Genomic DNA, 23,407 nt, shown 5'->3' on the forward strand with positions numbered 1-23,407 from the left:
CGGTCACCCCGCGTCGAGGCTCAGTACCGCACGTACACGCTTGCCGACCGGCACCCTTTCCACCCCGACGTCCAGCGCCAGTGCCCGGACGATCTCCAGACCGTGCCGCCCGACACGCGCGGGGTCACGGGGGAAGACGCGGGGCAGGGTGGCACTGCTGTCCCAGACCGCCACGGTGAGCGAGGTGTCCGTGCCCTCGAGCTCCAGGATGTACGGACCCTTGCTGTGCCGGTCGGCGTTGGTGACCAGTTCGCTCACCACCAGCAGCACCGCGCCGTCCAGCCGTGCGTCGATCGTGGCGTACCTCTGATTCCTGAGCTGCTGCAGGAACTCCGCGGCGAAGGCCCGTGCCTCGGCGATGCATCCCGGCTCGCCGGTGAAGTGTGCCGCCCGCCGCAGCGGTTCCACGGGCACGTCGAAACCACTGGGTATCACTGCCCCGTCCACGTGATAGGTCATGCGTTTTCTCTCTGCGAAGCCGGGCCGGCCGGACGACCTGCACCAGTCCTGGTACCCCGAGTCCGGCGGCACAGTCCACCTGATCGGTGTTCGTCGCCGTGGTCCGGGGAACCCGGATTCCGCCAGGTCCGGCGGAAGGATGTGCCATGAACGAGGTGACCACGGTGCGGAGCCTGGCGACGCTGCCCGTGGTGACGCTGGGCGGCGATGCCGTGGCTCACGTCAAGGACACGGTCTTCGACACCTCGGCCGGGCGCATCGCGAGCTTCACCCTCACCGGCCGGACCCTGCTGTCGGGCCCCTTGCCGCGGTTTCTGCCCTGGCCCGCGGTGCACTGTCTGGGCCATCACGCGGTCATGGTGCGCGACGCGGGGGCGCTGTGCGAACTGCCGCTTTCCGTGGCGCGCCGTGACGCGGTGCGTGGGCGGGTGCTCGGGGCGCAGGTGGTGACCGACGAGGGCGAGACGGTGGGGACGGTGCTCGACGTCCTGGTCGAGGGCGGCCGCAGCGGACGGCTCGTCGCGTTCCGGCTGGCGGCGCAACGGGAGCTGGTGCACGGCTCCCGGCACCGTCGGCACCAGGTGTACGTGCCCCGGGGTGAGGCCCTGAGCGTCACCGGCCGGACGCTGGTGATCCCGGCGCACGCGACGACGTACGTCTCCGACGACCTGCCGGCGTTCACGGCCCGCGTCGGTGTCCACCACGGTCGTGGGAGGGGTTCGGTCCGATGATGCTGTTCTCCCGGGTGCGCGGGCTGCCCGTCCTGACTCCCGGCGACGCCGGCCGTATCGGCGTGGTGCGGGCACTGGCCGTCGGCGGAGCGCCCTGGCGGGTGACGTCCGTGCGGATAGCGCGCGGGCGGCTGCGCAGAGGCGCGGTCGTGGCCTGGGACGCGCTGCGTGCGGCCGGCCCCGACATGCTGGTCGTCCGCTTGCCCAGCGGCCGGGAAGAGGTTCCGGCCCACCACGAACTGGTGGGGAGCCGAGTGCTCACGGAGTGCGGTGAGGAACGCGGCACGGTACTCGACGCGGCGTTCGATCCGGTCACCGCCCGCATCGAGGCGGTCCTGACGACGCTCGCCGAGGTGCCGCCCGACCGCTTGCTGGGTCTCGGCGACCACGCCCTGGTGATCCGCGCGGACCACACGCACCGGGGGTTCTAGCCCGACGCGGACGGACCTCCCGGCAGGCGGCCCCGGCCGGGGCTGCTTAGCGTGCACACGTGAGCGCACGCACCTCTTCCGGCCCCGCGACCTCCCGCCACGGCTGGGCGCAGGCCCTTGTCACCGTCCTGGGCGCGCTGGTCGCCATGATGACGGTGGCCGCGCTCGGACTGTGGGCGGCCGGTGCCACGGACCTGCCGGGTGGTGCCTTCGCGCAGGTGGTCGCGGCGACCCTGGTGACGGCGGTCGGCGGCACGGTGAAGCTCTCGGGGGACGCCGGCCGACTGGCCGGCACCGAGGGCGGACTGGCGGTCATTCCGCTGACCGTCACACTCACCGGGGCTCTGGTCATCGGCCGGGGGTTCCTGCGTCCGCTGCGTCACCGGGCGGTCGCCGGGGCGCCCGAACTGGGCGGGTGGGCCGCGAGGTTCGCCGCGCTGTGGCTGCTCTCGCTGCTCGGTCTGGCGCTCGCCGCGCGGCACACCTTCGAGGTCTCGCTCGGGGACGGCCCGCTCGGTGACCTCGGTGACCTGTTCGGGGTGAGACCGGTGGTCGGGTTCTCCACCGACGTGCCGCTGACCGTCCTGATCGGCCTGGTCTGGCTGGCGGGGGTGCTGCTGGTGACGCTGCTCATGTTCCGTGGCGCCCCGCTGCCGGCCGGGCTGCTGCGCTTCCAGGCATCGGCGCGTCCCGCGGCGCGCGCGATGGTGTGGCTGCTGCTCGCCTCCGTTGTCATCTGTCTCGTCATCGCGCTGGTCGTGGCCGCCACCCGGGGCCACCCGGTGGAGACGTTCGCCGTGATCCTGCTCGGTCTGCCCAATGTGGCCTGGCTGGCGCTGACGGTCGGGTTGGGCGCCACCTGGGACGGCAGGGTGGAGGGGCCGTTCGGACTGCCCATGCCGCATGTGCTCGACGAGGTGCTGCGCACCCCGGACGTCTCCGAACTGAACCTGGGCACGCTCGTCGAGCACGACGGGGGCAGGTGGTGGTGGCTGCTGGTGGTGGACGCGGTGCTGCTGCTGACCGTCGCGTTCGTGACGGCGGCCCTGTCCCCGCCGGGCATACGGGCATGGCAGCACGCCGTGCACCTGGCGGTGGCGCTGGCGCTGACGGTGCTGATGGTCTGTCTCATGGCCCGGATCTCCGCGCGGATCGGTCTGTCCGTGCTCGGCATCGGTGATCTGGGCGAGGGGTTCTCCGGGGAGGTGCTGCTGAAGCCGCGGCTGTGGAGCACCCTGGGCCTGGCCCTGTTGTGGGGCCTGGTCACCGGCTTCGCGGGGGCGTCGGTGGCACACGCGGTGCGCGGGCGGGACGGCGGGACGCACCTGTGATCCCCCTCGCCGGGCGCCGGCCCCCATCAGGACACCAGACCACTCAACACCCGGACAGCACACGCGGCGCACGGCCAGAACGCGCGAAACAGACCGTTGAGCTCCTCGCCGGGCGCCGGATCCGGTCAGGCGACCGGGACGCCGAGCACGCGGGCGGCGCGCTGCATGCGCAGGGCGTCGACGGATTCGGCCAGCAGTTCGTACTCGGTGGTGTCGTCGCCGGTGGCGAGCCGCACCATGCGGCCGGCGGCGAGCGCCTCGGCCACTTCTTCCTGCCGGGCCACGTCGGCGCACCAGGTGCGCAGCACGGCGGGTACGTCGGGCACGCCGTCGGGGACGGGGACGAGCGCGCCCGACGGTAAGTGCTCGGCGTCGGGCAGCGGGTCGAGCCGCTCGGCGATCCAGGAGGCTCGGTCGCGCAGCCACCACAGGGCGAGCGCGAGGGTGGGTGCCCGGTAGGTGCCCAGCGGTACGCCGATGCGCCGGCCGTCGCAGACGCCGTATGCCGTGACGTGGCACAGGAATTCGTCGTGCACGTTCCCTCCCCCGCTGCGTCGCGTGCCTGCAGGTACGGGCCGGCTGCCCGCCCCCGCGGCTCGCGTGCTGTGCGTGAGGGCGCAGTCGCGCGGTGTGAAGCGCTCTCGTTGTCGAGTATGTTCACCCCTGAACCACTGTCACCATGTGTTTCCGGCCAGTCTCCTGGCATATTCACGGCGACGCCTGGCCGAAACCGTGCGGTCGGTGGCCGACGGGTCGTATGACCCCGGAGGCACTCGACCGGGGCCGGCCGCCGGGCGCGGGCAGGGTGTGCGTACCGGATCACCGCGACCGGGACCCCGCGCCCGGCCGGCGGATACGACCTCCACCGGGGGATCCGCCATGACCACGCACGGCCACGGCGCTGCTCGGTGCCGGGAGCCCGATCCGTGCCGTGTACGGCTTCCTGTACCGGGTGCCCGATGCCCGAGGGGGCGTGACCCGGTCCGCCGGCGTGACTAGCGCTTCACGACCGCGTCGATGCGCTTCAGCTCGTCGGTGGTGAAGTCGAGATTGCGGGTGGCGGCCACGCTGTCCTCCAACTGCTGCGGGCTGCTCGCGCCGACCAGGGCGGAGGTCAGGCGGCCACCGCGCAGCACCCAGGACAGCGCCATCTGCGCGAGGGTCTGGCCGCGGGAGGCGGCGATCTCGCCCAGCGCCCGCAGCCGGCCCACCAGCTCCCCGGTGAGGGCGTCGGTGTTCAGGAAGGGGCTGTCACTCGCGGCCCGGGAGTCCTCGGGAATGCCGTCGAGGTAACGGCCGGTGAGCAGTCCCTGCTCCAGCGGGGAGTAGGCGATGGAGCCGACCTGGAGCTCCTCCAGGGCATCCATCAGGCCCTGGTCCTCCGGCCGGCGGTCGAGCATCGAGTAGCGCGGCTGGTTGATCAGAAGCGGCGTGCCCAGCTCGCCGAGGATGCGGGCGGCCTCGCGGGTCTGCTCCGCGGAGTAGTTGGACACGCCGACGTACAGCGCCTTGCCCTGCTGGACCGCCGAGTGCAGGGCACCCATCGTCTCCTCCAGGGGAGTCTCCGGGTCGAAGCGGTGCGAGTAGAAGATGTCGACGTGGTCCAGGCCCATCCGGCTCAGGCTCCGGTCCAGCGAGGACAGCAGGTACTTGCGCGAGCCCCATTCGCCGTACGGGCCCGGCCACATCAGGTAGCCGGCCTTGGTGGAGATCACCAGCTCGTCGCGGTACGGCGCGAAGTCGGCCTTCAGCGCTTCACCGAGGGCGGACTCGGCCGCCCCGGGAGGCGGTCCGTAGTTGTTGGCGAGGTCGAAGTGGGTGACGCCGAGGTCGAAGGCGCGGCGCAGGATGGCGCGCTGGGTCCCGGCCGGACGGTCGGGTCCGAAGTTGTGCCACAGGCCGAGCGAGAGCGCGGGGAGCTTCAGGCCGCTGCGTCCGGTGCGCCGGTAGGGCATGTCCGCGTAACGGTCGGGGTGTGCGGTGTACAACGCGACTCCAGAGGGGTTGGCACACGTCTCGGCGGTTCCGTCGAACCACTGCTCCACTCTGCCGTGGCCTGCGGGCAGTGGTCCAACAGAAGAATCCGATGGAATTCAGCGGATACGCTTCTCAATCATGGAACTGCGTCACCTCCAGCACTTCGTCGCCGTCGCCGAGGACCAGCACTTCACCCGTGCGGCGGAACGGCTGATGGTCTCCCAGTCGGGCCTGTCCGCGTCCATCCGCGCGCTGGAGCGCGAGTTGCAGACACAGCTGTTCGTCCGGACGACCCGCCGGGTGACGCTCACCGGGGCCGGGCGGGCGTTGCTGACGGAGGCGGAGCGGATCCTTGCGCAGGTGCGGGCGGCGCACGAGGCGGTGGCGGCCGTGCAGGGCGTGCTGCGCGGCACCCTCGCGCTGGGCACCGAGCAGTGCATCGCCGGGGTGAACGTGGCGGAACTGCTTGCCACGTTCCGGCGGCGGCACCCGGATGTGGAGATCCGGCTGCGGCAGTGGGGCTCGGCCGCGCTGGCCGAGGAGGTCGCGGCGGGGCGGCTGGACCTGGCCTTCGCCTACCGGACGGAGGCGGACCCCGAGCAGCTGCGGTCCGTGTCCCTGACCAGTGAGCCGATGACCGTGCTGTGCCATCCGGACCACCGGCTCGCCCGGACGGGGGCACCGCTGACCCCGCACGACCTGGCCGACGAGGTGTTCGTCGACTTCCATCCCGACTGGGGTCCGCGCCGCGCCACCGACACCGCCTTCGCCGTCGCGGGCGTACGCCGCACGGTGGCGCTGGAGGTGAACGACGTGCACAGCCTGCTCGACCTGGTCGACGAGGACCTGGGCATCGCCGTCGTGCCGCGGCACTTCCGGCACAAGCGCGAGGCCCTCACCGCGCTCGAGCTGAAGGACACCGACGAGGCCGCGTACGAGACGGTCGCCCTGGTGCCGTCCCCGAGGGCGGCCAGCCCGGCGGCGCGGGCGCTGATGACCCTCCTGGGCAACGGGGGCGCGTGAGGGGCCCGGATGCGCGAGGGTGGAGGCATGCATGCCAAGGACATCCTCATCGAGGGCTTCGGCCGCATCCGGGAAGAGGTCCACGCCGCCGTCGAGCGGCTCGGGCCCGACGAGCTGAACGCCCGGCCCGACCCCGGCGCCAACTCCATCGCCTGGCTGGTCTGGCACCTCACCCGGATCCAGGACGACCACCTGGCCGACGCCTTCGGCCTCGGCCAGGTGTGGCTCTCCGAGGGCTGGGAGAAGCGCCTGGCGCTCGGCCTGCCCCGCCACGACACCGGTTACGGTCACACGCCGGCGAAGGTCGCCAGGGTCCGGGTCGACTCCGGTGACCTGCTGACCGGCTACTACGACGCGGTGCACGAGCAGACCCTGGGCGCGCTGCGCTCGCTGACCGCCAAGGACCTGGAGCGCGTCGTCGACGAGCGCTGGGATCCTCCGGTGACACTGGGCGTACGGCTGGTCAGCGTCCTGTCCGACGATCTTCAGCACGCCGGACAGGCCGCGTATGTGCGGGGGCTGGTTCAGAGCGCCGCGTCGTAGCCGGGCAGGACCACGTCCCGGATGAGGGCGCCCCGCTCGTCGAACGGGAGGAAGGCGCTCTTCAGGGCGTTCACCGTGACCGTGCGCAGGTCCCCGGCCGTCCAGCCGGCCTGCTCGACCAGCAGGGACATCTCCCTGGTCATGGTGGTGCCGGAGACGAGCCGGTTGTCGGTGTTGAGGGTGACGCGGAAGCCGAGGTCCTTCAGCTGGGTGATCGGGTGCCCGGCGATCGAGGTGGCGGCGCCGGTCTGGAGGTTGGAGGTGGGGCACATCTCCAGGGCGATCCGGCGGTCGCGCACCCACTCCGCGAGACGGCCGAGCTTGCCCTCCACGATGTCCTCCGTGATGCGCACCCCGTGCCCGATGCGCTGGGCCCCGCACACCTGAAGGGCCTGGTGGATGCTGGGCAGTCCGTGGGCCTCGCCGGCGTGGATGGTGAAGGGGACGTTCTCGCGGCGCAGGTGCTCGAAGGCGGCGAGATGGCCGGCGGGGGGAAAGCCGTCCTCGGCGCCGGCGATGTCGAAGCCGACGACACCGGCGTCCCGGAAGGCGACGGCCAGGTCCGCGGCCTCGCGGACGCGGTCGAACATCCGCATGCCGCAGAGCAGGGTGCCGACCCGGACGGGCGTCCCGGCGGCGGCCGCCCTGGCCATACCGGCGGCGAGCCCTTCCTGGACCGTCTCCACGACCTCGCTCATCGTCAGCCCGCCCCTGGTGTTCAGCTCGGGGGCGTAGCGCACCTCGCCGTAGACGACGCCGTCGGCGGCGAGGTCGAGGACGTACTCCTCGGCGGTGCGCAGCAGGCCCTCGCGGGTCTGCATCACGGCGAGGGTGTGCTCGAAGGTGGCTATGTAGCGGACCAGGTCCCCGGAGTTCGCGGCCTCGACGTACCAGGCGGCGAGCTCGTCGGGGTCGGTGGTGGGAAGGGTGTGGCCGACCGCCTCCGCCAGTTCCACCACCGTGGCGGGGCGCAGCCCGCCGTCGAGGTGATCGTGCAGGACGGCCTTGGGGAGGCGGCGGATCAATGCGGCATCTACGCGCGTAGCGGTCATGGCGGGGCCTTCCTTGAGCGGGCGGTTGGATGCGACGGAGGAGGGTCAGACGGCGGGCTGGAGCAGGTCCCAGCGATTGCCGTAGAGATCCTGGAAGACGGCGACCGAGCCGTACGGCTCATGGCGCGGTTCCTCCAGGAAGGTCACGCCGGCGGCGGTCATGCGCGCGTGGTCGCGGGCGAAGTCGTCGGTGTACAGGAAGAAGCCCACGCGCCCGCCGGTCTGGTCACCGATCCTGCCCCTCTGGGCCTCCCCCCGGGCGCGGGCGAGCAGCAGCCCGGTGCCGGTGTGCCCGGCGTCCGGTTCGACCACGACCCAGCGACCGCCGTCCGGCCGGGGCGTGTCCTCGGCGAGCCGGAAGCCGAGGGCCCCGGTGTAGAAGCGGAGCGCCTCGTCGTAGTCGTCGACGACGAGGGTGACCAGCGGGATGCGTCTCATCGTGACCTCTCACAGGGGGTTGACCGGAGAGGTTATACGTAAAACTACCGCGGATGCCAATCCCCTTCCGGGGCGGTTCTCCCCGGAACGGGACCGACGAGGGGGCTACGGATACGTATAGGTGTTGAGGACGGAGACGGCGGACGCGGGGTCGCCGAGGTCGTAGCGGTCGACGGCGAGGTAGGTGGGCTTCTTGCGGGCGGCCGGCTGGCAGAAGCGGCGGGCGCGGTCGGCGAGCTTGGAGTTGTCGGTGCCGGCCGTGGAGGCGATCGCCGCGTCCCTGAAGTGGTTCATGACGAACAGGGGGCGGAAACCCGGCTCGGTGCGGGTCAGCGGAATGTTGGTGCCCGCGTCGTACCAGCGGCTGTAGCAGGACCAGTCGGAGGCGCCGACGCCCGGCCCCATGGACCAGTGATTCTCGACGGTCCACTCACGCTGGTACATCACCCCGAAGGTGTCCCGGGTCAGGCCCGCGGCCCGGTCCGCGGCCCGGTTGTGGTCGCTGAAGATCAGCAGTCGCCGTCCGGCGGCGGTCAGCTCCCCCATCGCCGGCCAGCCGTTCTCGCGGACGCCGGTGCGGTCCGGCCGGTAGAGCACGTCGGACAGCCCCTGGACGCGGGCGAGTTCGGCGCGCAGCACACCCGGATCGACGTAGTCCTCCAGGAACACGGTGACGAACTGGTCGGGGCGGGCACGCAGGAAGTCGACGATCCGCTGGAGGTCGACCCACAGGGCGACGGGCCGCCGGACGAGGGTGCAGCTGTTGTGGCAGAGGATCGCACCGTCCGGGGTCTGGTGGATGTCCAGCATGAACCCCCGGACACCGTCGGCGAGTTGGCGGTCGATGCCCCGGGTCTGGTTGGGGAAGAGATCGACGAAGGGTGGGGCGAAGCCGCCGTCGACGCCGTTGGCGTAGGCGTTGTGGGCGGTGAGGAAGGTGACCTGGTCCAGGGTGCGTTGGTCCTGGGGCGGCATGGGACGGGTGGCCGGGTCGGCCGGGGTGAGGTACCAGGCGGCGAGGTCACCGGCGCCGGTACCGACCGCGAGCGGGGCGGGGTGGTTGGCTCCGGAGGGTTTGGGGGCGACGGTGAGACGGTGCTCGGTGCCGGGGACGGCGAGCGTGAACCGGTCGGCGCCGGCGGGGGTGATCTGCCAGCGTGCCTCCGGGCTCGCGCAGCCGACGCTGCGGGCCTGGTCCCCGGCGCGGCCGAGGCAGGTACCGGGACTGTCGGTGTTCTCCAGGGTGCCGTCGGCGCGCAGGTTCCACTGCTGGTGATCCTCGTTGCCGCGCGGCCTGTGCTGCTCGACGGCCCCCGAACCGCCGGCAGCGGCGTTGAGTCCGGTCGTTGCGCTCTGGACGTAGTACGTGCCGGGCACAACCGCCTCGGCGGCCGAGACGGGTACCGGTGCCACGACCGTCGCGACCAGCGCGGTGGCCGAGACGGTCGTGGCGAGGAGGGCGTGGGGGGTGCGCATGGTGGATGCCCTTCGTCCGGGCACGGCCGGACGCGCGCGAGGCACGACGGGCCGTACAAGATAGTCAGGGGCATGACACCACGGCGCACGGTCCGGCGTCAGCAGTACAGGTTGCCGCCGGGAGTTGTTCCGAGGAGCTGGGTGAACTGCTGGTACTTGGTCACCCTGCTCTGGACCTGCGCCGGGTTCTTGCCGTCGCATTCCACCCAGCCGTTGATGGCGCGGATCGTGTGGCCGAATCCCGCCTGGTTCACCATGGCGTTGTGCGCGGTCATCGAGCCGGGGCCGGTCTGGGTGTTCCAGTACCAAAGGGCCGTCTTCCAGGCGACGGCGGAGTCGTTCTGCACCAGCCAGGGGTTGTTCAGCAGGTCGATGCCGAGCGCGTCGCCCGCGGCCTTGTAGTTGTAGTTCCAGCTCAGCTGCACCGGTCCGCGTCCGTAGTACGCGGCCTGGCCGGCCGGGCAGCCGAACGGCCGGCCCCAGTCGCAGTAGTGCGGGTAGTTGGCGGTGCTCTGCTCCACGACGTGCACGAGACCACCGGTCTCGTGGTGGACGTTGGCCAGGAAGGCGGCGGCTTCCTGCTTCTTCACCGTGTCGCTGCCGGTGTTGGTGAACCCGGGGTAGGCGCTCAGCGCGGCGATGAGCCCGCTGTAGGTATAGAACCCGTTGCGGTTCGGGAACATCTGATTGAACTGCGTTTCGGTCACGACGAAGTTCCCGACGGGCGTTCCGGGGCCGTCGTCACAGGCGTACGGCTCCCAGTACCAGGTGCTGATGACCGGGTCGTAGCCCGGGTTGCCGTGCTCGGCGCGGTACGCCCGGCCGTCGGTGTAGCGCACGATGTCACCGGCGTTGTACCACTGACCGGCCACCCAGCTCGGATAGCTGGAGCAGGAGGCGGCGGACGCGGCGGAGGCGGAGGCGGCGGGGAGGAGCACGGGGGCGCTCCCGGCGAGGACCAGGGCGGCCGTCACGGCGGCGATGCGGCGTCTCGACAAGGGATCAACTCCTTCGCGGGACACGGCCGTTCCCGGGCGAGGAGATGCCGGAGCGAGGTCTCGCCCGCGCGCGCCGACGGAGCCGGTCACGGCGTGGGAGCGGCCGTGGTGGGGGGTGTGGAGCACCACTCAACCGCTTTGGTCTGTACCAGTCAAGGGTTTAGACCAATCGTCATGACGGTGCCCGGTGACTCCTCCGGGAGTCACCGGGCACGGGCGGGCGGCTGCGGTGCGGTCAGTCGTCCGCCTCGGGCGGGACCACGACGAGGAACGCGTCCGACTCCAGATCCATGACGACCGTCGCGGGCTCGCCCTCGGCGCGGTGCCGGGCCGCGCACTCCTCCGCGGGCCAGGATCCGCGCGGGGACCCTGCGGGGAAACGCTCCAGCACCTTCGTTCCCGTCACGGTGGTCATGTCGGTGGACACCTCCTGTCGGCCCGCGGCTCCGAGCGCGGCCCTCTGCCGTTCGTCGTCCGTGTGTTCCGGTTGCCCCGGATCGCGCCGGACATGTACGGGCGGCTCGGTGCGAGGACGCGACGCGGGCCGCTGGAAGGTCAGTTCCGCGCCTCCTCGCGCTCCTTCGCGAGCCGGCCCGGCCACCAGGCGACGGGGCCGAGATCCAGGGCGAGGGCGGGCACCAGCAGGGAGCGGACGACCAGCGTGTCGAGGAGGACACCGAAGGCCACGATGAAGGCGACCTGCGCCAGGAAGGCCAGGGGGATCACCCCGAGCGCCGCGAAGGTCGCGGCCAGCACCACGCCGGCCGAGGTGATCACTCCGCCGGTGCTGACCAGCCCGCGCAGCACGCCCTGGCGGGCGCCGTGACGCAGCGACTCCTCCCTGACCCGGGACATGAGGAAGATGTTGTAGTCGACGCCGAGGGCCACCAGGAACACGAAGCCGTACAGCGGCACCGAGGGGTCGGTACCGGTGAAACCGAACACGTGCGGGAAGACCAGTGCGGAAACGCCCAGCGTGGCCAGGAAGTTGACCGCGACGGTGGCGACGAGCAGCGCGGGCATCAGCAGCGAGCGCAGCAGCACGGTCAGCACGAGGAAGATGACGACGAGGACCACCGGAACGATGAGGCCTCGGTCCCGTTCCGCCGTCCGCAGGGTGTCGTACTGCTGGGCCGTGTAGCCCCCGACGAGGGCGTCCGCGCCGGGGACGGCGTGCAGGGAGGTGCGCAGCCTGGCCACGGTGTCCTTCGCGGCATCGCTGTCGGAGGCGGCCTCGAGGGTGACGTCGACACGGACCCGCCCGTCGATCACCAGCGGTTCACCGCCGGGACGCCCGGAGGCCGTGACTCCGGCAGCCGAGGCGACGCCCTCGGTGTCCTCGGCCGCGGACACCACCCGGTCCAGCCGGCCGGCGTCGGCGATGACGACGGTGGGGTTGCCGGAGCCGCCGGGGAAGTGCTCGGAGAGGGTGCGCTGGGCGGCCACCGAGGGCGCGTCGTTGACGAAGGTCTCGTCGAGCGGAACGCCCTTGGAGGTGAGGGCCGGCGAGAAGGCGGCGCACACGACGAGTCCCGCCAGTGTGAACGCCCAGACCTTGCGCGGGGCGCGGTCGACGAGGGAGGCGACCCGCTGCCACACGCCGTCACCGGTGCGCCGGTCCTCGGTGGTGCGCGGCTTCGCGGGCCAGTAGGCGGCGCGGCCGAGCAGGACCAGCACCGCGGGCAGGAAGGTCAGGGTGCTGAGCACGGAGCAGGCGATGCCGATCGCGCCGACCGGTCCGAGCGCGCGGGTGTTGGTGAGGTCGCTGAGCAGCAGGGCGAGCAGACCCAGTACGACGGTGGCGGCACTGGCCACGACGGTGCCCCAGGTCCGCTTCAGCGCGGACCGCATCGCGGTGAAGCGGTCCTGTCCCGTCAGCTCCTCCCGGAAGCGGGCGGTGAGCAGCAGCGCGTAGTCGGTGGCGGCGCCGATGACGAGGATGGACAGGATGCCCTGGACCTGGCCGTCGACGCGCACGATGTCGGCCTCCGCGAGGGCGTACACCACCGCGCTGGCCAGGGCGAGTGCCATGACCGCGGAGATGATGATCACCAGGGGCAGCAGGACGCTCCGGTACACCAGGACGAGGATCACCAGGACGGCTGCCAGCGCGACACCGAGCAGCAGGCCGTCGACCCCGGCGAAGGCGTCGGACAGGTCGGCCTGGGTCGCGGCGGGTCCGGCCACCTGGACCGTGGCGCCCCGGACCTGTCCGGCCGCCGTACGGATGCGTTCGAGGGTCTCGGCGAGGCGGTCCCCTCCGGCGGGTTCCAGCTGGACGACCCCTTCGAGCGCCTCACCGTCCTCGGAGAGGATGGCCGGGGAGGCCCTGCCGACGATGCCGGGAGTGCCGGCGAGGGAGGCGAGCGAGCGGGTGGCCTCGCCCTGCCGGTCCTTCACCGGGCCGCCCTCGTCGGCGGTCCACAGGACGATCGCCGGCAGCGTCTCGTCCTGCCGGAAGGCCTTCTGCTCCTCGATGACCTCGGTGGATTCGGCGCTGCGCGGCAGGAAGCCGGCCTGGTCGTTGGTGGCCACCTCGCCGAGCCTGCCGGCGTAGGAGCCGAACGCCCCGCCGATGCCCAGCCACACGATGACCAGCAGGACGGGAACGAGCCGGCGGGCCCATCGTGATGACGCGTTCATCGCTCTCCAGGTGCGGCGAGAATCATCTGAATGAATAACAATCTCAATTATTGAAGTAGATTGCGCTTGTGATCGTAGACCACACCGTTCAGCGATACGGCCGGGCCGCGCGGTCAGGGCCGCCCGGAGGCTCCGCGGAGCGCTAGTTCCTCGTTCAGCGCGGTCAGAAACCTGAGAGCTGCGGCGAGTTCGGCGCCTTCGAAGCGAGCGAGGGCCGAACCCGCGGCCTGCGCGAGCGGGCGGAAGTACGTCCGGGCAGCCGTCCTGGCGTCGGCCGCGTAGTAGAGGTGGACCACCCTGCGGTCGCTGCTCTCCCGCACCCGGGTGACATGCCCAGCACGCTCCAGCCGGTCCACGCACGCGGTCACCGCCCCCGAGGTGAGCCCGAGGTGTTCCCTGAGCCGGCCCGGGGTCATCGGCTCGTCCGCGTCCAGGATCGCCGCGAGCGCCTGGACATCGGTGACATGCAGGCCGTTGCGGTGCGCGAAACCGTGGGCCATGCGGTTGATTTCGCCGTTCATCCTGCGCAGCTGGACGGCGAAGGCCTGGAGGTCGGCCTCCTCCGGCGCCGGGATTCCGCCCCGTCCCGCCGCCTCCCGCTCCGCGTCGTCTGCTGTGGCCACGTGGTCACCCTATAGAAGCCCCGGCGACCGGCCCCGGTCCACGCCCCAGTCCTCGCCGAGCTCTACACATAAGGGAGAAATAAGTACAGAATAGGAAAGCGCGGTATTCCACCCGTACCGCTGGAAGCGGTCAGACCCGCTAGTCGAAGGAGACGACTCATGGCCAACGTCTCGCACCCGCGCGGTGACATCAGGAGCCACCCCGATGCGCCGGAAATGCGGGCACGCTACGACCGTATGCTCGGCGGTCGCGATGTGGCCCTTGTGGACGGTCCGGTGTTCCTGCTCGGCCTCTACTGTGCGGTGTCCCCGTGGATCCTCCACTACACGACGAGCCAGCCGGCGCTCGTGACCCACAACCTCATCGTGGGCATCGCGATCGGACTGCTCGCCCTGGGGTTCACCGCGGCCCCGGCGCGCATGTACGGCCTCAGCTGGGCCATGTGCGCCCTGGGCGCGTGGATGATCATCTCGCCGTGGATCGTCGGCAACAGCCCTGACGCCGGCGTGATCTGGAACAACGTCGTCATCGGCGCCCTTGCCGTGGTGCTGGGCGCGGTCTGCGCCGCCACGGCGGCCAGGAGCGCGCCCGAGTCGTAGCCCCCCGGCGAAGGGAGAAGGCGAGGGCCGGGCCGCCTCAGCGGCGGGCCGGCCCTTTTCTGCCCGGGCCGGGACTGTCCGCGCGGCGCCGGGGCAGACGCACCGCAGCGGAGAACTCGAGGAAATGGGGCGAGATGGAGATCGACGGCATCATCAGTGCCATCGTCATCGGCATTGTCATCGGCATCCTGGGCCGACTCGTGATCCCGGGCCGCCAGCGCATCGGGGTTCTGTGGACGATCCTCGTCGGCATCGTGGCCGCGCTGATCGGCTCGGCGATCGCCGCGGCCTTCGGGGTGGCCGACACCAAGGGCGTCGACTGGGTGGAATGGCTGATCCAGATCGGCCTCGCCGCGGCGGGGGTGGCAGCACTGGACCGGGCGAAGGCCCGCCGCTGACGACCGCGACGACCCTCGTCACCGGCGGGACAGCCACCGCTCGTACCAGGTCACCGTCGCGTCCACGGTCTCTTCGAGCGGCGTCGGCGCCCTGCCGAAGGCCCGCTCGAAGGCCGTGGAGTCCAGGATCTGCGGCTCGGTGTTCTGGTAGAACATCTCGGCGTACCGGCCATGAACACGTCGTCGAACGGCCCGGAGGCGCGAGGGCTGGAAGGGGATGCCGTGCCCTACTGCTCGGACCCGTACACGTACGGAGTGGTCGTGGTGAGGGCGGCGAAGCCGAGGCGTTCGAGGATCGGGCGACTCTGGTCCGAGGCGTCGACCTGGAGGTAGCGGTAGCCGCGGTCCGCGGCGACCCGGGCCCGGTGGGTCACCAGGGCACGGTAGATACCGCGTCCCCGCCAGTCCCGGACGGTGCCGCCGCCCCACAGCCCGGCGAACCTGGCATCCGGTACCAGCTCCATGCGAGCCGCGCTCACCGGCTCGTCGCCGGCCAGGGCCAGGACGGCGACGACGGCGTCCGGGGCTGCGGTCAGCTGGTCGAGCAACTGCCGGCGGAACCGGGAGGCGTCGGCCCCGAATGCCTTCTCGTGCACCTCGGCCACCAGGCCGACGCCCGCTTCGTCGGTGACGGGCACGATACGGACGCCCTCGGGTGGCTCGGTGCCGAGCGAGAGCCCGGCGATCTCGCCGATCATGAGAGTTTCGTCCGGTTCGGGCGTGAACCCGGCCGCCACCAGCCGCCGCCCGAGGTCCGCCGGGAGATCATGGCCGTACAGCTTCCATTCGAACTCGCGTCCCAGCCCGGTGAAGTACGCGATCTGCTCCGCGATCACCGCGTCGGCGTCCACCGGCTCCACGGCGGACCAGACAACACCGTTCCAGCCGTAAGCGGGCGCGGTCTGGCGCACGACACCGCCGACCCGTTCGACGTGCGCGCCGGGTCCGTCGGGCCGTGCTCCCTCGCGCATGTCGCGGTCGAACAGGGTGAGTACGGCGGCACGGTCCATGCGGGCGAGTCCACCACGGGCCGCTGCCGGGGGCAACGGGATTAGGGTTGCTGTCGATCAAGCTGTCCCGAGGAGGCCGGACCGTGGTCGTGAAGGATGAGGAACTGCCCCACCTGCGACGCTGCGTGGAGCTGGCGGCCGAGGCGCTGGAGTCCGGTGACGAGCCGTTCGGTTCGGTCCTGGTCGGCGGCGACGGCACGGTGCTCGCCGAGGACCACAACCGCGTGGCCTCCGGGGACCGCACCCGGCACCCCGAGTTCGAGCTGGCGCGCTGGTCGGCAGCGCACATGTCCCCCGGCGAACGGGCCACGGCCACGGTGTACACCTCCGGGGAGCACTGCCCGATGTGCGCCGCCGCACACGCCTGGGTGGGCCTCGGACGCATCGTGTACGTCGCCAGCTCCGAGCAGCTGGCGACCTGGCTGGCGGAGCTGGGGGTGCCCGCCCCGCCGGTGCGGACGCTGCCCGTCCGGGAGATCGCCCCGGGCGTCGCCGTGGCCGGACCCGTCCCCGGACTGGCCGATGAGGTCAGGGAGTTGCACCGGCGTTTCCACCGCGGACGCGGCTGACCCGCGAGGCCCGGCGGGTGGTGCGGGCGGGACCCCGCGGGGCTGATCCTTGCCTCGAGCGGTCAGCCGTCGGTCCGGGGGCGGGCGCGGCGGTACAGGGCGACTCCGCCCAGGAAGAGCGCGGCGCCGGTCCCGCGGACCGGCAGCGGCCGGTCGGCGCCCGTGCCGGCGAGGGCGACGGCGTCCCGCGGGGCCGCGTGCGGCGCCGGTCGGGGAGTGCACGGGGCACCCCCGGCGTGAATGTCGAGGCCTTCCGCAGGAGTCCCGGTCGCCTGTCTCATGGGTTCCCCACCTTCCGGACTGGGTCGCGAGCGCCCCGCCCGCACCGGACAGAACGCGGCTACGGCATCCGGGTCACGGCTCATCCGTGTGCCGCAACCGGTTCACCCCATCGGGGGTCCCGTCGCTCGAACTCCGGGCAAAGTCACGTCGAACCCACGGCGGACGAACGTGCGGTCCGGGCACCGGGAGTGCCGCCGCCGTGCCGACAGGCGACGTCCCCGGGGCCCGCTTATGGTGGGCGAGGGCGCCGGACGGGGCGCCCCTGGAGGCATCGATGCCGGTCAAGCTGTCCAAGCGGGCCCGTCTCCGGCGGTACGCGGTGCGCCCCTCGGTCAGGCGCTGCGCGGCAGCCGGGGTGGTCGGGCTGGCCCTGCTGGGCACAGGCCTGACGGCGAACGGCCGCACCGGCGCCGACCTCGACCGGTTCTACGACCAGAAGATCACATGGTCGGCATGCGAGGGCATGGACCTGCCAAAGGACCTGCAGTGCGGGAAGATCACCGTGCCCCTCGACTACGCCGAGCCCGGCGAGGGCACCCTCGAACTGGCCCTCGCCCGTTACCGGGCCTCCGACGAGCCCCGGGGCTCGGTGGTGCTGAACTTCGGCGGTCCGGGCGGTTCGGGGGTGCTGGGGCTCGCCCACGGCCGTAAGGACTTCCTGGACCTGACCGACGGCTACGACGTCGTCTCCTTCGATCCCCGCGGCGTCGGCCGCTCCTCTCCGGTCAGCTGCGGCGCCGACGCGACCGGCCGGGCGCTTGAGGCGACCGACGGGGAGGAGCTGGCCGATCCGCGTGCGACGCTGCGGCAGTTGCGCGAGGTGGCCGCCGAGTGCGCCGAGCACTCGGGCCCCGTCCTCGAGCACATCGGCACCGTGGACGTCGCACGCGACCTCGATGTGATGCGCCAGGCACTCGGCGACAAGAAGCTCAACTACCTGGGATTCTCCTACGGGACCCGGCTCGGCGCGGTGTACGCGGCCCGGTTCCCCCAGAAGGTGGGGCGCATGGCGCTGGACGGCGTCGACACCCTGACGGAGCCGCTGGCCGAACAGGGGCTGGCGAGTGCGCGGGGGCAGCAGACCGCTCTGGAGAACTTCCTCACGTGGTGCACCGAGGAACTCGCCTGTCCGTTCGGGCAGGACGTGCGCGACGCCCGCGAGCAGGTCGTGGAACTGGTCGCCTCGCTCGACGACAACCCGGTCCCGACCGACTTCGGTTACGAGTTCACCGGCCAGGATCTGGCCGGCGCCCTCGGACAGGGTCTGTACACCAAGGAGATGTGGCCGCTGCTGCAGCGGGCGCTCGCCCAGCTCGTCGAGGACGGGGACACCAGCGGGGTGGAGGCCCTCGCGACCGGCGGGGCGGCGCTGCCCGCTCCGCAGCGGGCCGACGACCCCCTGGCCGACCCCGAGGAGGTGCCGCTGGACAATCTGCCGGCGGCGCTGATGGCGGTGAACTGCGCGGACGACCCCGACCGTCCCGAAGCCGAGCGTCTGACCCGGGACCTGGCCCGGCTGCGGACCGTCTACGAGGAGGCCTCTGCGGTCTTCGGGCGGTACCGGCTCGCCCAGGTGGTGCTGTGCTACGGCCGGCCCATGGGCACCGACTACATCCGGGAGAAGGTCAAGGACCTCGACACACCGAAGATGCTGCTGGTCGGCACGCGGGGCGACCCGGCCACGCCGTACCGCTGGACCGTGCAGACGGCCGAGCGGCTCGGTTCCGCCGCCGTGGTGCTGGACAACCGCAACGAGGGCCACACCGGCTACGGTTCCTCCGAGTGCGTCCACCGCAAGATCGACGACTTCCTGCTGCACGGATCCCTGCCCCCGAGCGGCAGTTCCTGCGGCTCGGAGGACGACGACCGGGTCTGACCGGCCGCCCCTGAACGGGCTCGCGGCCACCCGGGCACGGAGGAGCACCGGGCACGGAGGAGCGTCAGGCACGGAGGAGCGCCGGACAGGCGCACGGCAGCGGACGCCGGAGGTCCCCGCCCACCACGGACGCCCCCGGCCCGTACAGCCCCGCCGTCCCGCCACCCCTGCCGAGCGGTCCCCGCACACCCGCCCACCCCGGACCCGGCCGACCACACCGCCGCGCCCGCCCCAAGCCGCCGGACCCGGTCCGTCCCCGCCGCCCACACCGCCCCACGACCGGACGCATCACCGGCACTCGCCTCCCCCCGCCGGCCGGCGGGGGGGCACCGGCCTGTCTCCCCAGCCCGTACGCGCACGCCGGGGACTTTGCCCCAAATGCCCTGCCGCGGAATCCGCCCTATGGTGCTGTCATGGAGCACGATCTGAGTCCCGCGACCCTTGCCGAGCTTCGCCGCCCGCGCCCCTACCCCGCGGTGTCCGTGCTGACGCCGACGCACCGGCGCGAGCCCCTCAACGCCCAGGACGCGGTCCGGCTGCGCAACATGGTGGCCGAGGCCAAGAAGAAGCTGGAGGACGATCCCGCGGTCACCCGGGAGCGGCGCACCGATGTGGCCCGGGAGCTCGACCGGGCCCTGGCGGAGATCGACCTGTCCCACACGGAGGACGGCCTGGCCATCTTCGCCGCCCCGGGTGAGCACCAGGTGTGGTCCCTCGCCCGCAGCGTGCCCGAGCGGGTCGTCCTCTCGGACACCTTCCTGACCCGCAACCTCGTCTCCGCGCACACCTCGGAACGGCCGTTCTGGGTGCTGTCCGTGTCCGCCGACCGCGCCACCCTGTGGAACGGCGGCGTGGACCGGGTCGCCGAGGAACGCGCCGGCGGTTTCCCGCTCGTCCGCGAGGAACCCAACTTCGACGCCGAGCGGCAGGAGCGGGTCGGCGACCAGCCGAGCAACTTCCGGGACGAGGGCACCCGCCGGTTCCTGCGCGAGGCCGACACGGCGATGGGCGCACTGCTGCGCCATCATCCCCGACCGCTGTACATCACCGGTGAGCCTGCCGCCCTGTCCCTGCTCTGCGAGGCCGGCAGCGTGGCCAAGGACGCCGTACACGTCCAGCACGGCGGGCTCGCGCACGGGACGCCCGAGGCGGTCTGGCAGGCCCTGCGGCCGGTGCTCGAGGACGAGACGCGCAAGAGCACCGAGGACGTGGCCCGGTCCCTGGAATCGGCGCGGGGGCGCAAGGAGTTCGCGGCCGGGGTCGACGAGTTGTGGCAGAGCGCCCGGGAGGGCCGGATCCGGCTCCTGGCCGTCGAGGAGAACTACCGGATCGCGGTGCGCGACGCGGGCGACCATCTCGTCATCGCCGAGGACGGGGACCTGGACGCCCGCGAGGACATCGTGGACGAGATCGTCGAGCAGTGCCTGGAGACGGGCGCCGACGTCCGCTTCGTCCCGGACGGCACCCTCGGGGACGCGGACGGGATGGCCGCGGTCCTGCGCTACTGAATGCGGGGCTACCCGCCGGTCACTCCGCGACCGAACGCCTGAGCGTCGAACGTGCGAGTGAACGACTCCCCCGTGGCGCCGACGAACCAAATCACTTGCGTACCATGGGACTTGGAGCGCCCATCGCACCACCGGGACATACCTCCGGGTAACCCGTGAAGACGGTGGCATATGCCGTCGGCACCGCCTTATCGTGTGTTGCCGAATCCCTTACAGGCCGTCGCGGGCTGTGCGACAGTCGTAACGGTCTCTCCGCCGGCCTGAAGGCCGTACCGTCCCGCATCGGAGTGCGTCATGCCGTCCCACCTCTCCGCGGACCGCCAAGCCGCCCAGCCGCCCTCACGCGGCCCGGTCGACGCGCTCATCTCGCAGGCCCGGCGGCTCAAGGGCGACGTGGACGCCGTACGCCGTGACACGCCGGACGACGCGGCGGACCCGCGGGAACGCTGGCGGCGCGCGCTGTACGACCTGGCGCTGCACCAACTCGACGACCTGGACCGGCACCTGGCCCAGCTGCGGGAGGACCCGCTGTGCGTGCCCGGTCCGTCCGCCGCGGACCGCGCCGAGCCGTCCGTGCCGCGGCCCGACTCCCTGCTCAGCCGGGTCGGCAGCGCGGAGTGGAACCTGCTCACGGACGAGGTGAGCTGGTCCGAGGAGTTGTACCGCGTCCTGGGCCGCGACCCGGCAGCTCCCCCGCTCTCCCTCGACGAACTGCCGTCGCTGGTACTCGACGAGGACCGGTCCGGACTGACGGCGATGGTCACCGGCTGCCTGGTCGACGGCCGGCCGATCGACGGGGAGTTCCGCGTCCTGGGCGCGGACGAGGGCGTACGGACCGTGCACATGATGGGCGAACCGGTACTCGGTTCCGACGGCAGCACCGCATCGATGTGGGCGGTGCTGCGCGACGTCAGCGAACTGCGCCGCTGCCGGCGGGCGGTGAGCGAGACCCGTGACTCGCTGCACCACCACGGGCACGCCGCGGCGCGGACCGAGCACCGGATCGCGGTCGAGCTGCAGGAGGCCGTGCTGCCACGATGGCGCGGCTCCCTGCGGCTCCCGCACGACGGGCCGCGGACCCTGGACGTCGCCGCCGCCCATCTGCCGCCGTCGGCGCACGCGCCGGTCGCCGGTGACTGGTACGACGCCCTGGAACTGTCCGACGGCAGCACGCTGCTCAGCGTCGGCGACCTGACGGGGAGCGGGGCCGGCGCGGCCTCCGGCATGGCGATGCTGCTCGGCGCCGTGCGCGGCATGGCGATGACCGGCACCGAACCGGGCCCGTTGCTCGCCTGTCTGAACCGGTTACTGGACGTCACCGCGCAGCCGGCCCTGGGCAGTGCCGCCTGCCTGCACTACCGGCCCCTGACCCGCTCACTGGTGTGGGCGCAGGCCGGGCACCCCGTCCCGCTGCTGTTCCGCGGCGGGACGGGGCGGGCACTGGACGCGCCGCGGGGCGTGCTGCTCGGTGCCGCGTCGGGCTCCTCCTACGGACAGGCCGAGGAGACCCTCGAGGTCGGTGATCTTCTGCTGCTGCACACCGACGGGCTGGTGCCCGGACATGCCGGAGCCACCGCCGCCCACCGGCTCCTCGGCCTCGCTCCCGGCTTCGCCGGGGCCCGCACCGCGCAGGACTGCGTCCGGGCCGTGGTACGGGAGTTCGGCGAGGGAGCGCGCGAGGACCACGCCTGCGTGCTGGTGGCCCGGGTCGCCTCGTAGCGGCACCGCGGAGCCGGACCCTCACGCCTGGACGCTGCCGCCCTTGCTCCTGGGCTTGGGCAGCGCCAGTTCGATCTCCTCCCGGAGTTCCTGGATCCTCGGGTACGAGGAGTACTCGGCGGTGAGCCGGTACATCTGGCGCAGCCGGTCCCAGGTGCGGCGCGAGGAGTTCTGCCCCATCGACACCAGGGCGAGGCGCGCGAACCGGTCCGCCTGTTCCGGATCGTCGGCGATGAAGCAGGCGGAGGCCATGGACAGGAAGTCGAAGATCTTCGACCGCTGCTGTGCCTCGACCCTGAGGGCCAGCGCCTTGTCCGCGTAGTGCTGGGCGTGCGCGGCCGCGTCCGGCTCGAACTCCGCGAGCGTCCGGTACGCCAGCGCCTGCATGCCGTACAGGTCCGCCTCGTTGAACAACTGCATCCAGTTCGGCGGCGGCACGTCCCCCTTGTCGGAGACGAACAGGTCCTCGGCGCGGCCCAGGGTGCGGCGCATCGCCTGACCCTTGCCCATGGACGCCTGCGCCCAGGCCTCGACGGTGTGGAACATCGCGCGGGTGCGCGGCAGCACTTCCTCGCCCGAGCCGGACTGGGCGAGCTTCATCAGGTCCAGCGCCTCGTCGGGCCGGCCCAGATGCACCATCTGACGGGCCGCCCGGGACAGCGCCTCACCGGCGCGCGGGCGGTCGCCTCCCTCCCGGGCCGCGTGGGCCGCGATGACGAAGTACTTCTGAGCCGTGGGTTCCATGCCGACGTCGTGGGACATCCAGCCGGCGAGCACGGCGAGGTTGGCGGCGACGCCCCACAGACGCCGCTGGAGATGGGGTGGATGGTGGTAGGCGAGCATGCCGCCCACCTCGTTGAGCTGGCCGACCACCGCCTTGCGCTGCAGGCCGCCGCCCCGGGCGGCGTCCCAGGCGCGGAACACCTCCACGGAGCGCTCCAGTTCCTCGATCTCCTGCGAGCCGATGGGAGCGGCCTCGTAGCGGTCGAACCCGGCGGGGTCGGCGCGCAGGGGGTGGTCGAGTCGGGGAGCGTCGGCGGTCAGTGCCGGATCGGTGTGCAGCCACTCGTGCATGGCGCTGCTGAGTGCGGAGCCCGCGGTGAGCGCGGCGCCCGCGCCCACCAGGCCGCGTCGGTTGAGCATGAGGTCCATTCCCGTGAATTCGGTGAGGACCTCGGCTGTCCGCTCGGGCGCCCACGGCACTCCGTCGGGATGTTCCGCACTCCCGGGGCGTGGCCGTTTCCCCGTACGCCCGTGCCGGACCAGACCGAGATCCTCGATGGTCACGACACGGCCGAGACGCTCGGTGAACAGAGCCGCCAGCACCCGCGGTACGGGATCGCGCGGGATCTCTCCCATGTCGATCCACCGCCGCACCCGGGAGGTGTCGGTCGCCAGCTGGGGGTGGCCCATGGCCGCCGCCTGCCGGTTGACCAGCCTCGCGAGTTCGCCCTTGGACCAGCCGGCCAGGCCGAACAGGTCCGAGAGCCGGGTGTTGGGTTGTCCGCTCACATCAAGCCCCCAGGTTCTCGGCTGAGTTGACAGTAGCCCGGTGCGGGTTGCCGGGCGACTATTCGCCAGGGTTCGCCAGGGTGCGCCAGATGGTGTGCCAGGGGCCCTCGGGTGTCGAGTAGGAACGCGCCACCACGACCCCGTCGCCGCAGGGACATTCCCCAGGGTGCGCCGGGCGGCCGGGGCGGGTGGTGCACTGACGTCGCAG

General features: G+C 72.1%; 25 protein-coding genes. 11 read left to right on the top strand and 14 right to left on the bottom strand.

From position 1 onward, the window contains the following. Positions 1-3: 3 nt before the first annotated feature. Positions 4-459, bottom strand: coding sequence for an ATP-binding protein (locus ACZ5C2_RS19360; protein ID WP_468792421.1), 456 nt, complete (start codon positions 457-459; stop codon positions 4-6). A gap of 146 nt (positions 460-605) precedes the next feature. Between ACZ5C2_RS19360 and ACZ5C2_RS19365 the strand changes: the two genes are divergently transcribed. From ACZ5C2_RS19365 to ACZ5C2_RS19375, 3 genes are read left to right on the top strand one after another with little or no spacing between them, the layout of a single operon-like run. Continuing rightward, positions 606-1,190 (top strand): PRC-barrel domain-containing protein, encoded by a 585-nt coding sequence (locus ACZ5C2_RS19365; RefSeq protein WP_468792424.1) that lies wholly within the window; start codon positions 606-608, stop codon positions 1,188-1,190. After that, positions 1,187-1,621 (top strand): PRC-barrel domain-containing protein, encoded by a 435-nt coding sequence (locus tag ACZ5C2_RS19370; protein ID WP_468792427.1) that lies wholly within the window; start codon positions 1,187-1,189, stop codon positions 1,619-1,621. Before ACZ5C2_RS19365 ends, ACZ5C2_RS19370 begins: the two co-directional genes overlap by 4 nt. A 59-nt stretch (positions 1,622-1,680) precedes the next feature. Beyond that, entirely contained in the window at positions 1,681-2,952 is a 1,272-nt protein-coding gene (locus ACZ5C2_RS19375) for a streptophobe family protein (RefSeq protein ID WP_468792430.1), read from the top strand. 125 nt (positions 2,953-3,077) lie between these two features. Here the strand turns inward: ACZ5C2_RS19375 and ACZ5C2_RS19380 are convergent, their stop codons facing one another. Together ACZ5C2_RS19380 and mgrA are read right to left on the bottom strand one after the other, a co-directional pair. Beyond that, positions 3,078-3,488: a hypothetical protein gene (locus ACZ5C2_RS19380; protein WP_468792433.1), complete on the bottom strand. Its 411-nt coding sequence runs from the start codon at positions 3,486-3,488 to the stop codon at positions 3,078-3,080. Positions 3,489-3,947: 459 nt separating this feature from the next. Next, positions 3,948-4,940: an L-glyceraldehyde 3-phosphate reductase gene (gene mgrA / locus ACZ5C2_RS19385; RefSeq protein ID WP_468792435.1), complete on the bottom strand. Its 993-nt coding sequence runs from the start codon at positions 4,938-4,940 to the stop codon at positions 3,948-3,950. A gap of 127 nt (positions 4,941-5,067) precedes the next feature. Between mgrA and ACZ5C2_RS19390 the strand changes: the two genes are divergently transcribed. After that, positions 5,068-5,952, top strand: coding sequence for a LysR family transcriptional regulator (locus ACZ5C2_RS19390; protein WP_468792438.1), 885 nt, complete (start codon positions 5,068-5,070; stop codon positions 5,950-5,952). Positions 5,953-5,979: 27 nt separating this feature from the next. Then, entirely contained in the window at positions 5,980-6,495 is a 516-nt protein-coding gene (locus tag ACZ5C2_RS19395) for a mycothiol transferase (RefSeq protein WP_468792440.1), read from the top strand. Here the strand turns inward: ACZ5C2_RS19395 and ACZ5C2_RS19400 are convergent. The 7 genes from ACZ5C2_RS19400 to ACZ5C2_RS19430 all read right to left on the bottom strand — a co-directional run bounded on the left by ACZ5C2_RS19400 (position 6,477) and on the right by ACZ5C2_RS19430 (position 13,725). Further along, on the bottom strand, positions 6,477-7,547 hold the full coding sequence (locus ACZ5C2_RS19400; RefSeq protein WP_468792442.1) for an adenosine deaminase: 1,071 nt from the start codon (positions 7,545-7,547) through the stop codon (positions 6,477-6,479). The two genes, ACZ5C2_RS19395 and ACZ5C2_RS19400, sit on opposite strands and share 19 nt — an antisense overlap. A gap of 45 nt (positions 7,548-7,592) precedes the next feature. Beyond that, positions 7,593-7,985, bottom strand: a complete 393-nt coding sequence (locus ACZ5C2_RS19405; protein ID WP_468792445.1) for a VOC family protein — start codon at positions 7,983-7,985, stop codon at positions 7,593-7,595. A 105-nt stretch (positions 7,986-8,090) separates the two neighbouring features. Continuing rightward, positions 8,091-9,461, bottom strand: a complete 1,371-nt coding sequence (locus tag ACZ5C2_RS19410; RefSeq protein WP_468792448.1) for a phospholipase — start codon at positions 9,459-9,461, stop codon at positions 8,091-8,093. A gap of 98 nt (positions 9,462-9,559) precedes the next feature. After that, positions 9,560-10,459, bottom strand: a complete 900-nt coding sequence (locus ACZ5C2_RS19415; RefSeq protein ID WP_468792451.1) for a glycoside hydrolase family 19 protein — start codon at positions 10,457-10,459, stop codon at positions 9,560-9,562. A 235-nt stretch (positions 10,460-10,694) separates the two neighbouring features. Further along, a complete protein-coding gene (locus ACZ5C2_RS19420; RefSeq protein ID WP_468792454.1) occupies positions 10,695-10,874 on the bottom strand; it encodes a hypothetical protein in 180 nt (59 codons plus the stop codon). Positions 10,875-11,014: 140 nt separating this feature from the next. Continuing rightward, on the bottom strand, positions 11,015-13,102 hold the full coding sequence (locus tag ACZ5C2_RS19425) for an MMPL family transporter (RefSeq protein WP_468792457.1): 2,088 nt from the start codon (positions 13,100-13,102) through the stop codon (positions 11,015-11,017). Between the two features lie 113 nt (positions 13,103-13,215). Next, entirely contained in the window at positions 13,216-13,725 is a 510-nt protein-coding gene (locus tag ACZ5C2_RS19430; protein ID WP_468792460.1) for a MarR family winged helix-turn-helix transcriptional regulator, read from the bottom strand. Positions 13,726-13,884: 159 nt separating this feature from the next. Between ACZ5C2_RS19430 and ACZ5C2_RS19435 the strand changes: the two genes are divergently transcribed. Both ACZ5C2_RS19435 and ACZ5C2_RS19440 read left to right on the top strand, forming a co-directional pair. Continuing rightward, a complete protein-coding gene (locus tag ACZ5C2_RS19435) occupies positions 13,885-14,325 on the top strand; it encodes an SPW repeat protein (protein ID WP_468792462.1) in 441 nt (146 codons plus the stop codon). A 134-nt stretch (positions 14,326-14,459) separates the two neighbouring features. Then, positions 14,460-14,723 (top strand): GlsB/YeaQ/YmgE family stress response membrane protein, encoded by a 264-nt coding sequence (locus ACZ5C2_RS19440; protein ID WP_468792465.1) that lies wholly within the window; start codon positions 14,460-14,462, stop codon positions 14,721-14,723. Between the two features lie 18 nt (positions 14,724-14,741). Here ACZ5C2_RS19440 and ACZ5C2_RS19445 read toward each other — a convergent pair whose 3' ends face one another. Both ACZ5C2_RS19445 and ACZ5C2_RS19450 read right to left on the bottom strand, forming a co-directional pair. After that, positions 14,742-14,879, bottom strand: a complete 138-nt coding sequence (locus tag ACZ5C2_RS19445; protein WP_468792468.1) for a hypothetical protein — start codon at positions 14,877-14,879, stop codon at positions 14,742-14,744. Positions 14,880-14,950: 71 nt separating this feature from the next. Continuing rightward, positions 14,951-15,733: a GNAT family N-acetyltransferase gene (locus ACZ5C2_RS19450; protein ID WP_468792470.1), complete on the bottom strand. Its 783-nt coding sequence runs from the start codon at positions 15,731-15,733 to the stop codon at positions 14,951-14,953. 83 nt (positions 15,734-15,816) lie between these two features. Here ACZ5C2_RS19450 and ACZ5C2_RS19455 point away from each other — a divergent pair, with 83 nt between their 5' ends. Next, entirely contained in the window at positions 15,817-16,302 is a 486-nt protein-coding gene (locus ACZ5C2_RS19455; protein ID WP_468792473.1) for a nucleoside deaminase, read from the top strand. A gap of 62 nt (positions 16,303-16,364) precedes the next feature. Here the strand turns inward: ACZ5C2_RS19455 and ACZ5C2_RS19460 are convergent, their stop codons facing one another. Further along, positions 16,365-16,583, bottom strand: a complete 219-nt coding sequence (locus ACZ5C2_RS19460; protein WP_468792476.1) for a hypothetical protein — start codon at positions 16,581-16,583, stop codon at positions 16,365-16,367. A 275-nt stretch (positions 16,584-16,858) separates the two neighbouring features. Between ACZ5C2_RS19460 and ACZ5C2_RS19465 the strand changes: the two genes are divergently transcribed. From ACZ5C2_RS19465 to ACZ5C2_RS19475, 3 genes are all read left to right on the top strand, one after another. Then, positions 16,859-18,460, top strand: a complete 1,602-nt coding sequence (locus ACZ5C2_RS19465; protein WP_468792478.1) for an alpha/beta fold hydrolase — start codon at positions 16,859-16,861, stop codon at positions 18,458-18,460. A gap of 413 nt (positions 18,461-18,873) precedes the next feature. Further along, entirely contained in the window at positions 18,874-19,968 is a 1,095-nt protein-coding gene (locus ACZ5C2_RS19470) for a baeRF3 domain-containing protein (protein ID WP_468792481.1), read from the top strand. Between the two features lie 294 nt (positions 19,969-20,262). Continuing rightward, positions 20,263-21,687, top strand: a complete 1,425-nt coding sequence (locus ACZ5C2_RS19475) for a PP2C family protein-serine/threonine phosphatase (RefSeq protein ID WP_468792483.1) — start codon at positions 20,263-20,265, stop codon at positions 21,685-21,687. Positions 21,688-21,708: 21 nt separating this feature from the next. Here the strand turns inward: ACZ5C2_RS19475 and ACZ5C2_RS19480 are convergent, their stop codons facing one another. Next, positions 21,709-23,199: a DNA-binding protein NsdB gene (locus tag ACZ5C2_RS19480; RefSeq protein ID WP_468792486.1), complete on the bottom strand. Its 1,491-nt coding sequence runs from the start codon at positions 23,197-23,199 to the stop codon at positions 21,709-21,711. Between the last annotated feature and the right edge of the window lie 208 nt (positions 23,200-23,407).

Source organism: Streptomyces sp. NPDC031365 (genome assembly GCF_055569765.1).

Coding starts and splice junctions, on each gene's coding strand:
- ACZ5C2_RS19360 (WP_468792421.1), bottom strand. CDS start 459: ATGACCTATCACGTGGACGGGGCAGTGATACCCAGTGGTTTCGACGTG.
- ACZ5C2_RS19365 (WP_468792424.1), top strand. CDS start 606: ATGAACGAGGTGACCACGGTGCGGAGCCTGGCGACGCTGCCCGTGGTG.
- ACZ5C2_RS19370 (WP_468792427.1), top strand. CDS start 1,187: ATGATGCTGTTCTCCCGGGTGCGCGGGCTGCCCGTCCTGACTCCCGGC.
- ACZ5C2_RS19390 (WP_468792438.1), top strand. CDS start 5,068: ATGGAACTGCGTCACCTCCAGCACTTCGTCGCCGTCGCCGAGGACCAG.
- ACZ5C2_RS19395 (WP_468792440.1), top strand. CDS start 5,980: ATGCATGCCAAGGACATCCTCATCGAGGGCTTCGGCCGCATCCGGGAA.
- ACZ5C2_RS19400 (WP_468792442.1), bottom strand. CDS start 7,547: ATGACCGCTACGCGCGTAGATGCCGCATTGATCCGCCGCCTCCCCAAG.
- ACZ5C2_RS19405 (WP_468792445.1), bottom strand. CDS start 7,985: ATGAGACGCATCCCGCTGGTCACCCTCGTCGTCGACGACTACGACGAG.
- ACZ5C2_RS19410 (WP_468792448.1), bottom strand. CDS start 9,461: ATGCGCACCCCCCACGCCCTCCTCGCCACGACCGTCTCGGCCACCGCG.
- ACZ5C2_RS19420 (WP_468792454.1), bottom strand. CDS start 10,874: ATGACCACCGTGACGGGAACGAAGGTGCTGGAGCGTTTCCCCGCAGGG.
- ACZ5C2_RS19425 (WP_468792457.1), bottom strand. CDS start 13,102: ATGAACGCGTCATCACGATGGGCCCGCCGGCTCGTTCCCGTCCTGCTG.
- ACZ5C2_RS19435 (WP_468792462.1), top strand. CDS start 13,885: ATGGCCAACGTCTCGCACCCGCGCGGTGACATCAGGAGCCACCCCGAT.
- ACZ5C2_RS19440 (WP_468792465.1), top strand. CDS start 14,460: ATGGAGATCGACGGCATCATCAGTGCCATCGTCATCGGCATTGTCATC.
- ACZ5C2_RS19445 (WP_468792468.1), bottom strand. CDS start 14,879: ATGTTCTACCAGAACACCGAGCCGCAGATCCTGGACTCCACGGCCTTC.
- ACZ5C2_RS19450 (WP_468792470.1), bottom strand. CDS start 15,733: ATGGACCGTGCCGCCGTACTCACCCTGTTCGACCGCGACATGCGCGAG.
- ACZ5C2_RS19460 (WP_468792476.1), bottom strand. CDS start 16,583: ATGAGACAGGCGACCGGGACTCCTGCGGAAGGCCTCGACATTCACGCC.
- ACZ5C2_RS19465 (WP_468792478.1), top strand. CDS start 16,859: ATGCCGGTCAAGCTGTCCAAGCGGGCCCGTCTCCGGCGGTACGCGGTG.
- ACZ5C2_RS19470 (WP_468792481.1), top strand. CDS start 18,874: ATGGAGCACGATCTGAGTCCCGCGACCCTTGCCGAGCTTCGCCGCCCG.
- ACZ5C2_RS19475 (WP_468792483.1), top strand. CDS start 20,263: ATGCCGTCCCACCTCTCCGCGGACCGCCAAGCCGCCCAGCCGCCCTCA.